The 13,307-nt window shown below is 59.9% G+C and carries 11 protein-coding genes; 3 read left to right on the forward strand and 8 right to left on the reverse strand.

Annotated elements, in window-relative coordinates:
* Positions 1-253: 253 nt before the first annotated feature.
* From PH547_RS14195 to PH547_RS14225, 7 genes are all read right to left on the reverse strand, one after another.
* Positions 254-1,639, reverse strand: coding sequence for an FGGY-family carbohydrate kinase (locus PH547_RS14195; protein ID WP_285168634.1), 1,386 nt, complete (start codon positions 1,637-1,639; stop codon positions 254-256).
* Positions 1,636-1,962 carry an L-rhamnose mutarotase gene (rhaM, locus tag PH547_RS14200; protein ID WP_285168635.1) on the reverse strand — a complete coding sequence of 109 codons (327 nt, stop codon included), beginning with the start codon at positions 1,960-1,962 and terminating at the stop codon, positions 1,636-1,638. Before rhaM ends, PH547_RS14195 begins: the two co-directional genes overlap by 4 nt.
* A complete protein-coding gene (locus PH547_RS14205) occupies positions 1,959-2,972 on the reverse strand; it encodes an ABC transporter permease (protein WP_285168636.1) in 1,014 nt (337 codons plus the stop codon). The genes rhaM and PH547_RS14205 overlap by 4 nt, the downstream gene beginning before the upstream one ends.
* Positions 2,969-3,973, reverse strand: a complete 1,005-nt coding sequence (locus PH547_RS14210) for an ABC transporter permease (RefSeq protein WP_285168637.1) — start codon at positions 3,971-3,973, stop codon at positions 2,969-2,971. Before PH547_RS14210 ends, PH547_RS14205 begins: the two co-directional genes overlap by 4 nt.
* A gap of 10 nt (positions 3,974-3,983) precedes the next feature.
* The gene (locus PH547_RS14215) at positions 3,984-5,519 is read right to left on the reverse strand and encodes a sugar ABC transporter ATP-binding protein (protein WP_260305092.1); all 1,536 of its coding nucleotides are present in this window, start codon (positions 5,517-5,519) and stop codon (positions 3,984-3,986) included.
* A 72-nt stretch (positions 5,520-5,591) separates the two neighbouring features.
* Complete coding sequence (rhaS, locus tag PH547_RS14220; RefSeq protein ID WP_104826770.1) at positions 5,592-6,587, reverse strand: rhamnose ABC transporter substrate-binding protein; 996 nt, start codon at positions 6,585-6,587, stop codon at positions 5,592-5,594.
* Positions 6,588-6,641: 54 nt separating this feature from the next.
* Positions 6,642-7,454 (reverse strand): DeoR/GlpR family DNA-binding transcription regulator, encoded by an 813-nt coding sequence (locus PH547_RS14225; protein WP_104826769.1) that lies wholly within the window; start codon positions 7,452-7,454, stop codon positions 6,642-6,644.
* 205 nt (positions 7,455-7,659) lie between these two features.
* Between PH547_RS14225 and PH547_RS14230 the strand changes: the two genes are divergently transcribed.
* Positions 7,660-9,756: a bifunctional rhamnulose-1-phosphate aldolase/short-chain dehydrogenase gene (locus PH547_RS14230; RefSeq protein WP_285168638.1), complete on the forward strand. Its 2,097-nt coding sequence runs from the start codon at positions 7,660-7,662 to the stop codon at positions 9,754-9,756.
* A 237-nt stretch (positions 9,757-9,993) separates the two neighbouring features.
* Positions 9,994-11,286, forward strand: a complete 1,293-nt coding sequence (gene rhaI, locus PH547_RS14235; RefSeq protein WP_260305089.1) for an L-rhamnose catabolism isomerase — start codon at positions 9,994-9,996, stop codon at positions 11,284-11,286.
* Between the two features lie 38 nt (positions 11,287-11,324).
* Here the strand turns inward: rhaI and PH547_RS14240 are convergent, their stop codons facing one another.
* Positions 11,325-11,972 (reverse strand): TetR/AcrR family transcriptional regulator, encoded by a 648-nt coding sequence (locus PH547_RS14240; protein WP_260305088.1) that lies wholly within the window; start codon positions 11,970-11,972, stop codon positions 11,325-11,327.
* A 131-nt stretch (positions 11,973-12,103) separates the two neighbouring features.
* On the opposite strand from PH547_RS14240, the gene PH547_RS14245 reads away from it, so the two are divergent.
* Positions 12,104-13,291 (forward strand): HlyD family secretion protein, encoded by a 1,188-nt coding sequence (locus PH547_RS14245; RefSeq protein ID WP_445945037.1) that lies wholly within the window; start codon positions 12,104-12,106, stop codon positions 13,289-13,291.
* The last annotated feature ends 16 nt before the right edge of the window (positions 13,292-13,307 follow it).

The raw sequence follows: 13,307 nt of genomic DNA on the forward strand, positions 1-13,307 counted from the left end.
CCGTAAGGCGCCTTGAAAATGGAGACAGAAGTGACATCGAAGCTGATGATCGCTTTCGGACATTTTTGACCTCAAAAGCGCTCATAAGGGTAGTTTCTGTAGGAATATTACCGCGATTCCGCAAGAAAATAACCGTCGTGGAGACAATTTTGACGATTTCTCGGAAATTTCTATCGAGGTACCGATAGTGGAATTTGGGGGGGCGTGAGGTCGTTTTTCACCTCGAATGCCCTGCCGAAGATTCGAAGGGCGTTTATTCTGCCAATGCTTGATGCCAGGCGCGCCGGTAGTCCTGCAGACCCGGCAGATCGGCCCGAACGGGGTGGTTTTCCGGCGCGGCCGCAGGTTTGATGCCGGTCAGCAGCGCCGCACCTTGGCTGGTGCCGGTCGAGCCGGGCAGGGCGACGACGTCAGATCCCGTCAGCGAAGACAGGGCTGCAAGATAAGTCCGATTAAGCGCGAAAGGTCCCTCGACGAAAATCGGGCCTTTGGCGCCGATCAGATCCAGGCAGGCTTCAGTCATCAATGCTAGATAGAGGCTGGCGGCGGCGAGACGTAGCTCGGAACTCGCTTGCGCTTGCCCGATCCAGTGCATCTTTTGGCCAGGAAAGGGGCCGGAACCCTCGACCACGTTCGGCAGCAGCATGATGCCCTTTTCGATAACGGCCGCCAGCATCTCCTCCGTCGTTTCCTGCGATACGGGTCCGATTTCACCCGCCAGGATCTCGAACTCCCGCCCGCCCATGAAACGCGAGGAAGGCACGGCGCGGCCGTATGCATCAACATTGGCAAGCGCATCGCGCGCCGGATCGAGATGATCCAGATCCCCGCCGACGGCGAAATTGATCACCCAGGTCCCGGTCGACACGACGGCGAAGGGCGCTTCGTTCTCCACGAGATGCGGCAGCAGCGAGGCGTTGGAATCATGGATGCCGCAATAGACCGGAACCGGAGCACTGGGGCCGATCTCTGCCGCGATCGCCGGCAATAGAGGTCCGAGCGCATCGAAGGCGGAACGGATCGGGGCCATGAGAGAACGAATGTCGAGCGTGTCGACCAGCGAGGAATAAGCGCCGGTGGTCGGATTCCAGAGATCGGTGTGACAGCCGAGCGAGGTGACTTCGTTGGCGGCAATGCCGGTCAGCCGCAGGGCCCAATATTGCGGATAGGTCAGGATCGTGCTGACGCGCGCGAAGTCGTTGGGAAATACGCTCTTCTGATAATGGATTTGCGCACCGACATTCAGCCCGCCGGAAAGCCTCGGTGAAAAGGTCTCGCCGAAGGGCGGGCGCAGGCGGTCATAGGCTTTCTGCACGGCTTCAGGATAGCGATGCTCGTAATCGAGCACCGGCAGAGCAAGGCTGCCGTCTTCGGCAAGTAGAACGGCGGAGGCGCCGTGGGTGGTAATCGATATGGCGTCGAAGCCGGGTGTGGCAGCAAAGTTCTTCAGCGCACCAATAACGAAATCCCACAAGCCCTCGATGTTATAATGCGGGTAGGGGTCGGTCTTCAGCGTGGTATTGGACGTCCGAACGCCGGCGATCTCAGCGCCGGTCTGCGCGTCGAGCACCACGACCTTGGCATTGGTCTTGCCGATATCGAGGACGGCAATGCGGCGATAGGTCGATGGAGCGGTCATGGCAGATGGAAAACCGTCACAAGATCGCTCTGCACTGGCGAATTGTCGGGATTGGTCGCCATGATATCGGCCATGTGCGCCCACCATTTCTTCATGACCGGATGGTCGGGAAGGCTGGCCATCGTGTGATCCCTCGGCCGCGTCAGAACGCCGAACAGCGTGTTCGTTTCGGGGTCGAGATGGATGGAATAGTCGCTCACGCCGGCCTGGTGCAGCAGCTCCACCAGTTCCGGCCAGATCTCGTCATGACGTTTTCTGTACTCGCCCTCCATGCCGGGATTGAGCGTCATCTTGAAGGCGTGGCGTTCGAGGGATGAGGTCATTTCGAGCTCATCGCTTTGACGCGCCGTGCAACGATCGGCAGCGCGATGGTGATGATGAGGAGGAGGCCGATGAAGATCGACATGACGATGCCTGGCACGTTGAGAAGGCCGAGGCCGAACGTCACCAGACCCATGACGAAAGCGGCGATGACGACACCGCCGATCGTGCCGGAGCCGCCAAGGATCGACACTCCGCCGAGCACCACCATGGTCACCACCTCCAGCTCCCAGCCGAGCGCGATCGAGGGGCGGGTGGAGCCGAGACGTGAGGTCAGGCAGACGGCGGCGATACCACTCATGATGCCGGTCAGGAGGAACAGGATGAATTTGACCCGCTCGACCGGAATGCCGGAGAAACGCGCCGCAAAATCATTATTGCCGATCGTATAGACTTGACGGCCGAAATTCGTCGCATGCAGCAGGATGGCGAAGGCGGTCGCCAGCACGATGAAGAGAACGAATTCGAAGGAGAAGACCCAGAAGACATAGCCCTGGCCGAAATAGGCGAAAGCGTCGGGATAATTGCCATAGGCCTGGTCGCCGAGCACGATATAGGAAATGCCGCGAAACAGGCTCATCGTGCCAATGGTCACGACGATCGACGGCAGTTTCAGTACCGAGACGAGGAAGCCGTTGAAAAGGCCGCAGACGAGCCCCACACCCAGCCCGATCGCTACCAGTCCAACCGTACCCACGCCTACCTGCGCAGCGGCGCCCATGGCGGTCGACGCAAGCGCGATGATGGCGGCGACGGACAGATCGATTTCGCCGGCAATGACGAGCAGCGCCATGGCAAAGGCGATCATTGCCTTTTCGGTGAAATTGAAGGTCGCGTCCGAGAGATTGTAAGGGTCGAGAAAATAGGGCGAAGCCAATGAATTAAAAATGAAAATGGCAATCGCGACGCCGAGAAGCAGGATTTCCCAGCTCGCCATTATGCGCTTGAAGGGCGTGCCCAGACGATCGGGAATGCTGCGCTTTTCCGGTGCGGTTTCGGATACGGTGCTCATGCGGTGACCTCCTTACCCGAGGTTTCCTTCGCTGCCTGATCCCTGAGGATGATGCGGCCGCGATTGCGCTCGCGCCGGGCGTTGAAGACGACTGCCAGGATGATGACGGTGCCGGAGATGGCCATCTGCGTGAACGGCGAAATGCCGATGACCGGCAGTGCATTCTTGATGACGCCGAGAAACAGCGCGCCGAGCACAGCGCCGGCGACCGAGCCGACGCCGCCGGCGATCGAGATACCGCCGATGACGCAGGCTGCGACGCTGTCGAGTTCGAAACCGTTGGCGATGTCGACATAGGCGACCGCATAGCGCGACACCCAGAGGTAGCTGCTTAGGCCGGCCAACGCGCCCGAAAGCACGAAGGCGAGGAAGCGCGTCCAGCCGACATCGATGCCGGCATAAACCGCCGCAACCGGATTGCCGCCGCTGGCATAGGTGGAGCGGCCGAAGCGCGTGTAGCGCAGCAGGAGATACATCATCAGCACGATGGCGATGCCAACCCAGGAGAGCACGGGCAGGCCGAGGACCAGCGTGCGCGGCACGTTCAGGAAGATCGGCGTGAACTGATGCGCGTTGACCCACGCGCCGCCGGACAGTACGAAGGCCATGCCGCGGTAGATGGTGAGTGTCCCGAGGGTGACGACGATCGGTGGGATTTCCAGAGCCCAGACGAGATAACCGTTGATGGCGCCGAGCACTGCACCCATAACGATAGCCGTGATAACGAGCACGATCAGCGGCAGATCGGGATAGGCGGCATTCAGCATGGCGATCGCCATGCCGGTAAAGGCGAGATTGGCGGCGACGGAGAGATCGATCGATTTCGTCAGGATGACCGTCATCTGCGCCAGCGCCAGGATGATCAGGATCGACGTATCATTGAAGATGTTGGCAAGATTGGCGGGCTCGGCAAAACCGGCCGCACGCGTTGCGAATCCGGCGATCATCACGATGATGATGAGGAAGAGCAGCGTTTCGCGTTTTTTGAGTATGCGTAGCATCCGGCCCTCCCTATGCATTGCCCGTGGCTGCGCGCACCAGCGTTTCCGGCGTCAGCCCTTCGCGGTCGAACAGGCCGGCCGAAAGTCCCTCCTTCATCACCAGCACGCGATCCGACATGCCAAGGATTTCAGGCAGTTCGGAGGAGATCATGATGATGCTGAGGCCTTCTGCCGCCAGCTCGCTGATGAAGCCGTGCACAGCCGCCTTCGAACCGATATCGATGCCCTTGGTCGGCTCATCCAGAATGATGATCTTCGGCTGCGTCGCCAGCCATTTGCCGATCACTACCTTCTGCTGGTTGCCGCCCGAGAGCGTGCCGACAGGCACGGAAAGGGCAGCGGCGCGCAGGTCCAGCCGCTCGGCATATTTGCGGGCGAGCGCAAACTCGTCGGCTGCTTTCAGGAAGCCTTTGCGCGAGGTCCGCCCGAGCGAAGGCAGCGACATGTTTTGATAGATCGGCATCGGCAGCGCCAGGCCATGGCGGCCGCGTTCCTCCGGCACATAGACGATGCCGGCGCGGATGGCGTCATGCGGCGAATGAATATGGATTTCCTGACCGTTCAGCGTCAGCCGTCCGGAGAGCGGCCTGGTGATCCCGAACAGCGATTGACACAGTTCGGAACGGCCGGCGCCGATAAGGCCGTAGACGCCGAGGATTTCTCCACGCCGGAGCTTGAAGGAGATGTCGCGGAACTCGGTGCGGTGGCAATAATTTTCGACCTCGAACACCACGTCGCCAATGGTAACGGGCACTTTCGGGAAGGCATCCTTGACGTCGCGACCGACCATCATGCGGACGATCTCGTCCTGCGGCGTCTCCTTCAGCGGGCCATGACCAACGGCGCGGCCATCACGAAAGACCACGAAATTATCGGCGATTTCATAGAGTTCGTCGAACTTGTGGCTGATGAACAATATGGCCTTGCCCTTGGCCTTCAGACCTTCGACGATACGGAAGAGGTCATCGATCTCCTTGCGGGAAAGAGCCGCGGTCGGCTCGTCCATGATGACTATGCGTGCTTCGATAGACAGGGCGCGGGCAATCGCCACGAGATGGCGCTGCGCGATGGACAGGTCCTTCAGGCGGATCGACGGATCGATGGTGCTTTCCAGCGATTCCAGCAGCAGCCTTGACCGGCTGTTCATCGTCTTCCAGTCGATGGTGCGGAATTTCGTGCGCGGCGCATGGCCGAGAAAGATGTTTTCGGCAACCGTCAGCTCGTCGAAGAGCACGGTCTCCTGATGTATGGCGGTGACGCCGGCGTCGATCGCGGCCTGGGCGCTGTGAAACGCAACCGGCTTGCCGTCGACGAGGATTTCGCCCTCGTTCGGACGATAGATACCGGTCAGAATCTTGACGAGCGTCGATTTGCCGGCGCCGTTTTCGCCGATCAGGGCGGTGACCTTGCCGGGATAAAGCGAGATGCTGACGCCGTCGAGCGCCTTCACGCCCGGAAAGATCTGCGAAATGCCGCGCATTTCCAGAATGGCGGTATTGCCCAAGCTTGGCATGCCCGTGGCGGGTCGTTGAAGGACTGTGGTCATCAGCAATGTACCGGATAAGTTAACCAAGTCCGGCGGCCGAAGCCGCCGGAAAGCTGCGAATGGGTCTGCTGATCAGAAGACCTTGGAGAACTGATCGATATTCGAAGCGTTGTAGACGAAGGGATCAGCCATGGCGGCTTCGCCGTTGTCTCCAACCTTGATCTTGCCCATGCGGCCGGCATTGATCTCGCTGCCCGGCTTGCCGTCGGTTTCACCCTTGACGAGACGGTAGGAGATTTGCGTTGCGGAATAGCCGAGGTCGATCGGGTTCCAGATCGCGAACTCCTTCGTGGCGCCCGACTTGATGGCGCCAGCCATTTCGGATGGCAGGCCGAGACCGGTCACATAGACCTGGCCGATCTTGCCGGCATCCTTGACGGCCTGCGAAGCGGCGAGCACGCCGACGGTCGTCGGAGCGACGATGACCTTGACTTCCGGATGCGAGGTCAGGAGGCCCTGGGCTTCGCGGTAGCTCTTGTCCGAAAGGTCGTCACCGTAGACGGTCGTAACGAGGTTGAGGCCCGGGAAATCCTTGAGCTGCTTCTTCATTTCGCCGATCCAGATGTTCTGGTTTGTGGCGGTCGAAGTCGCCGACAGGATGGCGAAATTGCCCTTGCCGCCGTCAAGATGGTCCTTGGCGAGCGTCAGGCACATCTTGCCGATCAGCTCGTTTGAAGACGGATTGAGCTGCAGGATGCGGCCGGCCGGAGCCACGCCGGAATCCCAGGAGATAACCTTGATGCCGCGCTGCGTGGCCTTCTTCAAGGCAGGCACCACAGCATCCTTGTCGTTGGCGGAGATAGCTATGGCATCGACGCCCTGTGCGATCAGCGAGTTGATCACTTCGATCTGGGCTTCGGCGGTCGGCTGCGTCGGGCCGGTGTAGATGACCTGCACGCCGCCGAGTTCCTTGGCGGCTTCCTGAGCGCCCTTATTGGCCGCTTCGAAGAAGCCGTTGCCGAGCGACTTCACTACGAGGCCGATCTTGATGTCTTTCGCACTTGCCGTGCCGGCCATCATTGCGACGGCCAGCGCTACGCCGATCGCCAATTTCTTTGCAATATTCATGTCTCTTCCTCCCAAAGTTGATAGGCTATGCTCACCCCGCCACAGCCGCGCATCTCATGCGACGGACGGGGAATCCTCCCTCTCGGCCTGCGCCGTGACGCTCGCGATAATCAGCGACACGCCGGCATCCTCGATCATGCGTACAGTCTCCGCCGACACGCCGTCATCGGTGATGATGGTCGTTACCTGCTCAAGTGGGCACAGGATCAGGCTGGAGCGCTGACGGAACTTGCTGGAATCGACCATCACGACCAGCTCGTCGGCCTGGCGCATCAGCTTCTGCTCGCTCTGGATAACCAGCGCGTCGGCTTCCATGACGCCGAGCGGACCAACGCCTTGCGCGCCGATAAACATGCGCCGCGCATAGAAGTTCCGGGTCGTATCATTGTCAAAGGGTGACAGGATCAGGCTCTGCTCGCGATAGATCGCGCCGCCCGGAATCGTTACCGTGTTCTTCGAGTGCTTCACCAGATGTTCGGCAATGGCGAAGGAATTGGTCATCACCTGCAGCCGATAAGCCGAGATGTAGTGGACAAGCTGGAATGTGGTCGTGCCGCCATTGATGATGATGGCGTCGCCCTGACTGCATAATTCAGCGGCCTTGCGCGCAATTGCGCGTTTCTTATCGATATTGACGCCTTCCGAAACGCGGAAGGGGCGGCCGGCGAGATTGCCGAGCTGCGGAGGATGAATCGATTCCGCCCCGCCACGCACGCGCCGGATCTTTCCCTGCACATGCAGGGCCGCAATATCGCGGCGGATCGTCGCTTCGGAAGCCTCGGTCAATTCGGAAATATCCTGAATCGTCACCACAGGCTTTTCCTGTACGGCGCTCAAAATGATGCGATGGCGTTCACGTTCGTGCATCGGCTCCTCCTTCTCGGGTTATTTCGCAAATGTGACAAAGTGTCAATCACAAACGCTCAAAAACTTTCATATTGCATCGCAGCATTATCAATTATGATCGTTTTCGATTGACAAAGCGACTATCCGTGAGCGATATCGTGATTAACAAGGGCGGTTTGAGCATCTTTTAGACCGTCCGCAAGACATGATCTTATGGGAGGATGACATGGCGGCTGGTGTTCAGCTTCTGGAAAACCGTTGGGATGATGCATATGCGGCCGGCCTCGATGAGCCGGGCAAGCTGCTCTACCGGTCGAATCTGCTCGGTGCTGACAAGCGTATCACCAATTACGGTGGCGGCAACACATCGGCCAAGGTCATGGAAACCGATCCGCTGAGCGGAGAAAAAGTGAAGGTATTGTGGGTTAAGGGCTCTGGCGGCGATGTCGGCACTATCAAGCTCGACGGTTTTGCCACGCTTTATCAGGACAAGCTCGACAGCCTGAAGGGCATCTACAAGGGCGTTGCCGACGAGGACCGCATGGTCGGCTTCCTGCCGCATTGCACCTTCAACCTCAATGCCCGTGCCGCTTCCATCGACACGCCGTTGCACGGTTTCGTGCCTTTTACCCATGTCGACCACATGCATCCCGACGCGATCATCGCGATCGCGGCTTCCAAAAATTCCCGCGAGCTGACCCGCGAAATCTTCGGTGAAGACATCGGCTGGCTGCCATGGCGGCGCCCCGGTTTTCAGCTCGGCCTCGATCTCGAAGCCTTCGTCAAGGCGCATCCGAATGCCAAGGGCGTTGTTCTCGAAAGCCACGGCCTCTTCACCTGGGCCAATGACGCCAAGGGCTGCTACGAACTGACGCTCGCGATCATCAACAAAGCAATTCAATGGTTTGTGGCGAAGACTGAAGGCAAGACCATTTTCGGCGGCGGGGTAGTCCAGAGCCTGCCGCAGGCCGAACGCCGCGCGATTGCCGCCAAGCTCATGCCGGAAATCCGCGGTCGCATCGGCAAGGCGGAGCGCAAGCTCGGTCATTTCGACGATCAGGACGCCGTGCTTGAATTCGTCAATTCGAACAATCTCCGTCCGCTCGGTGCGCTCGGCACGAGTTGCCCGGACCATTTCCTGCGCACCAAAATCCGCCCGCTGATCGTCGACTTCGATCCGGCAAAGCCTGACGCAGACGCCGCCATCGCCGGTCTCGACCAGGCGCTGGAGGATTACCGTGCTGACTACGCCCGCTATTACAACGACTGCAAGCACGACAATTCGCCTGCCATGCGCGATCCGAACCCAGTAATCTTCCTGGTGCCGGGCGTCGGCCTTCTCTCCTTTGCCCGCGACAAGGCGACGGCGCGCATTGCCGGCGAGTTCTACGTCAACGCCATCAACGTCATGCGCGGCGCCTCGACCGTATCCGAATATCAGGGCCTGCCCGAGCAGGAAGCCTTCGATATCGAATATTGGCTGCTGGAAGAAGCGAAGCTGCAGCGCATGCCGAAGCCGAAGAGCCTGGCAGGTCGCGTGGCTTTCGTCACAGGCGGCGCCGGCGGCATCGGCCGCGCCACAGCGGCGCGTCTGGTGGGCGAGGGCGCCTGCGTGGTGCTGGCAGACATCGATCAATCGGCACTTGAGAGCACGCAGGAGGATTTCGCCAAGAAATACGGCGCGGACTCTGTACGCAGTGTCAAGCTTGATGTGACCAAGGAGGACGCAGTGATTTCGTCCTTCGCGGAAGCCTGCGTCGAATTCGGCGGCATCGATATTCTCGTTTCGAATGCCGGCATTGCTTCCTCTGCGCCGATCGAAAGCACGGAGCTTTCGATGTGGAACCGCAATATCGACATCCTCGCCACCGGCTATTTCCTCGTCTCGCGTGAAGCTTTCCGGCTGTTCCGGCGTCAGAATCTCGGCGGCAACGTCGTCTTCGTCGCCTCCAAGAATGGCCTTGCCTCGTCGCCGAATGCGGCCGCCTATTGCACCGCCAAGGCCGCCGAAATCCACCTGGCCCGCTGCCTGGCGCTCGAGGGTGCGGAGGCGGGCATTCGCGTCAACACGGTCAACCCCGACGCCGTCCTGCGCGGCTCCAAGATTTGGAACGGCGAATGGCGCGAACAGCGCGCGGCCTCTTCGAAGATCGAGGTGGACGACTTGGAAGAACATTACCGCAAGCGCTCTATGCTGAAGCTCAACGTTTTCCCGGAAGATATTGCAGAGGCTATCTATTTCCTCGCCTCTGACCTCTCCGCCAAGTCGACCGGCAACATCATCAATGTCGATGCCGGCAATGCGCAGAGTTTTACGCGGTAGTTGCGAGGCGGTGGCGGCCTCGGGGCCACCCTCGCGGTTCGAGGCCCTGCCGCGCTCGTTTCGCTCTTGCGGCAGCGCACCTCACCATGAGGGTGGGGTAACGATTGCGCCGAACTGACGGGGAGATCAGCCCTCACCCTGAGGTGGCCCCATAGGGCCCTCGAAGGGCGAGGGCGGATGATGGCTTGCAGGATGAACGCACCGTAACATTTCGAATAACATACCTGGGAGGAAAGAATGGCCGAGTTCAGAATTGCGCCGGATCTGGTCGCTGCGGAAAACGACAAGCGCGCTGCTGCGCTGAAATCTGATTATGAAGCGCTAGGCGCCACGCTCGCGCGTCGCGACGTCGATATCGAGGCCGTAACGAAAAAGGTCTCGGAATTCTTCGTTGCCGTGCCCTCCTGGGGTGTCGGCACCGGCGGTACACGCTTTGCCCGCTTTCCCGGCACCGGCGAACCACGCGGCATTTTCGACAAGCTCGATGATTGCGCCGTCATCCATCAGTTGACGCGGGCGACGCCGACCGTTTCGCTGCACATTCCCTGGGACAAAGCCGATGCAAAGGAATTGAAGGCCAAGGGCGATGCGCTCGGCCTCGGCTTCGATGCCATGAATTCCAATACTTTCTCCGATGCTCCCGGCCAGCCACATTCCTACAAATACGGCTCGCTCAGCCATGTTGACGCAGCGACCCGCGCCCAGGCGGTTGAGCACAATCTGGAATGCATCGAGATCGGCAAGGCGATCGGTTCGAAGGCGCTGACGGTCTGGATCGGTGACGGTTCCAACTTCCCCGGCCAGAGCAATTTCACCAAGGCGTTTGAGCGTTACCTCGCCGCAATGGCGGAGATCTATAACGCCTTGCCGGATGACTGGCGGCTGTTTTCCGAGCATAAGATGTATGAGCCGGCCTTCTATTCGACCGTGGTGCAGGACTGGGGCACAAACTATCTGATCGCCCAGACGCTCGGGCCCAAGGCCTACTGCCTCGTCGACCTCGGCCACCACGCGCCGAACACCAATATCGAGATGATCGTCGCCCGCCTCATCCAGTTCGGCAAGCTCGGCGGCTTCCACTTCAACGATTCGAAATATGGCGACGACGATCTCGACGCCGGCGCGATTGAGCCCTATCGCCTGTTCCTCGTCTTCAACGAACTGGTCGACGCCGAGCATCGCGGGGTAAAAGGCTTCCATCCGGCTCACATGATCGACCAGTCGCACAATGTCACCGATCCGATCGAAAGCCTAATTTCCAGCGCCAACGAAATCCGCCGTGCCTATGCGCAGGCATTGATCGTCGATCGTCGGGCATTGGCGGACTATCAAGACTCCAACGACGCCCTGATGGCCTCCGAAACCCTGAAGCGCGCTTACCGCGCCGATGTCGAGCCCATCCTTGCGGAAGCCCGCCGCCGCACCGGCGGCGCCATCGATCCCGTGGCGGCTTACCGGGCAAGCGGCTATCGGAAGAAGGTTGCAAGCGAACGCCCAGCCTCGGCGGCAGGCGGGGGCGGAATTATCTGAGAAATCAAAACGCGAGAAGCCGGACGCCCCCCGGCTTTTCAAACCTGGCAACCCTTGAGAAACACCTCGGCGCAAATGCGTGCCCGCCGGGTGATCTCCGCGATGTTCGGAGGGGGGAGTTGGCGCAGGATGGCGGCGCGCTGTGGCTCCATAATCATCATGCCACGCAGCATGCCGGAAGCCATATGGGGGTCCTCCAGACGGATGAGCCCACGTTCGCATTGCATCGTCAACCATTTCTCCATGATGGCATTCGAGCCAACGATGGCCGTCTCATAGAAGGATGTGGCGATTTCCGGAAAGCGGTCCGATTCGGCGATGACGAGACGCATAATGTCGATCGTATCGTCCGACATCGTCAGCATGCCATAGGCCGTCAGCAGTCGCTCCAGGCCCTGCCGCAAATCCATCGTCGCCAGCGTCGACTGGTCCAGCGCCAGGAAAAACCGGCCGATACGGTCGGAAACGATGCTCGAAAACAGGTCTGCCTTGGTCGGAAACAGCCGATAGAGCGTCTTGGTCGAGACGCCGGCGGATTGGGCGATCGCGTTGATGCTCGCGGCCGCATAGCCGTTTTCCCGAAATTGCGTATCGGCTGCCTCGATGATCAGGCTCTTCGTATCGTCGTCGCAGCGAAGCTGGGGTCGGCCGCGGGAGCGCTTCTCATTTATTTGAATTTCGACCATGACAATTTTCCAAATTCCTGTTGACTTCCATTTTACAGCGCATATTTTGGAAAACAATAAGTTTCCTAAATGTGCGGCCGAGAATTTTTGCGGGCATGTACCTCCAAGACGATCGGCCATCAGGAGAGACGATAGTGGAAAACAAGGTTCATGTATTGAATGCGAGCAAGCAGGCACCGGTTGCCGAAGCATCGACCATGGATGCCGGCAAACCGGATGTGACGGTCGAACTGATGCGTATTGCCAGCGAGGAAAAGCCGGCGGCGAAGAAGCGGGGCAAGTCGTTCCTGCTCGGCGCCACGGCACTCGCCGTTATCGCAGCCGCCGCCTATTACGGTCATAACTACTGGACGGTCGGCCGTTTCCAGGTATCGACCGACGATGCCTATGTGCAAGCCGATAACAGCGCCATCGCGCCGAAGATTTCCGGCTATATTACTGGCGTCGTCGTCAACGACAATCAGACGGTCAAGGCGGGGCAGGTACTGGCCCGTATCGACGACCGCGATTTCAAGACGGCGCTTGATCAGGCCAAGGCCGATGTTGCCGCCGCTCAAGCCGATGTCGAGGCCAAACAGGCCTCTCTCGACATGCAGCAATCATTGATCGCAGCCGCCCAGGCGACCGTCGATGTCGACAAGGCCAACGAGACCTTCGCGGAGCAGAACGACAAGCGTTATGCAAGCCTATCGGTCAACGGCTATGCGCCGGTGCAAACCGCACAACAGGCCGCCTCGCAGATCGCCGCCGCCCGGGCCGCGATCGACCGCGATACGGCATCGCTTGCCGGGACCATCAAGCAGGTCGATCTGTTGAAGGCGCAATTGGCGCAAGCCAGGGCGACCCTTGCCCACGACCAGGCCGTCCAGAGCCAGGCGGAGCTCAATCTGTCCTATACGACGATCGTCGCACCGCTCGATGGTGTCATCGGCAACCGCACGCTCCGCGTCGGCCAATATGTGCAGGCCGGCACGCAGTTGATGTCGGTGGTCCCGACGTCGGCCGCCTATATCGTTGCGAATTATAAGGAGACGCAGTTGACCGACGTGCATGCCGGCCAACCGGTCGACATCGAAGTCGATATGTTCCCCGGCCGCGTCTATCACGGCCATGTCGACAGCTTGGCGCCCGCGAGCGGCCAGGAATTCGCGCTGCTGCCGCCGGACAATGCCACGGGTAATTTTACCAAAGTCGTGCAGCGCATCCCGGTCAAGATCGTCCTCGATGGCGATAGCGCCGCCTCCGGCGATCTGCGCCCCGGCATGTCGGTGCAGCCGAGCATCGACATCAAGACGGCCGACCAGAGCCACGGCGCATGAACGGTGAAGGATGAGG

The organism is Rhizobium cerradonense, assembly GCF_030182455.1.
Taxonomy (GTDB): Bacteria; Pseudomonadota; Alphaproteobacteria; order Rhizobiales; family Rhizobiaceae; genus Rhizobium.

Coding starts and splice junctions, on each gene's coding strand:
- PH547_RS14195 (WP_285168634.1), bottom strand. CDS start 1,639: ATGACCGCTCCATCGACCTATCGCCGCATTGCCGTCCTCGATATCGGC.
- rhaS (WP_104826770.1), bottom strand. CDS start 6,587: ATGAATATTGCAAAGAAATTGGCGATCGGCGTAGCGCTGGCCGTCGCA.
- rhaI (WP_260305089.1), top strand. CDS start 9,994: ATGGCCGAGTTCAGAATTGCGCCGGATCTGGTCGCTGCGGAAAACGAC.
- PH547_RS14225 (WP_104826769.1), bottom strand. CDS start 7,454: ATGCACGAACGTGAACGCCATCGCATCATTTTGAGCGCCGTACAGGAA.
- rhaM (WP_285168635.1), bottom strand. CDS start 1,962: ATGACCTCATCCCTCGAACGCCACGCCTTCAAGATGACGCTCAATCCC.
- PH547_RS14230 (WP_285168638.1), top strand. CDS start 7,660: ATGGCGGCTGGTGTTCAGCTTCTGGAAAACCGTTGGGATGATGCATAT.
- PH547_RS14215 (WP_260305092.1), bottom strand. CDS start 5,519: ATGACCACAGTCCTTCAACGACCCGCCACGGGCATGCCAAGCTTGGGC.
- PH547_RS14240 (WP_260305088.1), bottom strand. CDS start 11,972: ATGGTCGAAATTCAAATAAATGAGAAGCGCTCCCGCGGCCGACCCCAG.
- PH547_RS14210 (WP_285168637.1), bottom strand. CDS start 3,973: ATGCTACGCATACTCAAAAAACGCGAAACGCTGCTCTTCCTCATCATC.
- PH547_RS14205 (WP_285168636.1), bottom strand. CDS start 2,972: ATGAGCACCGTATCCGAAACCGCACCGGAAAAGCGCAGCATTCCCGAT.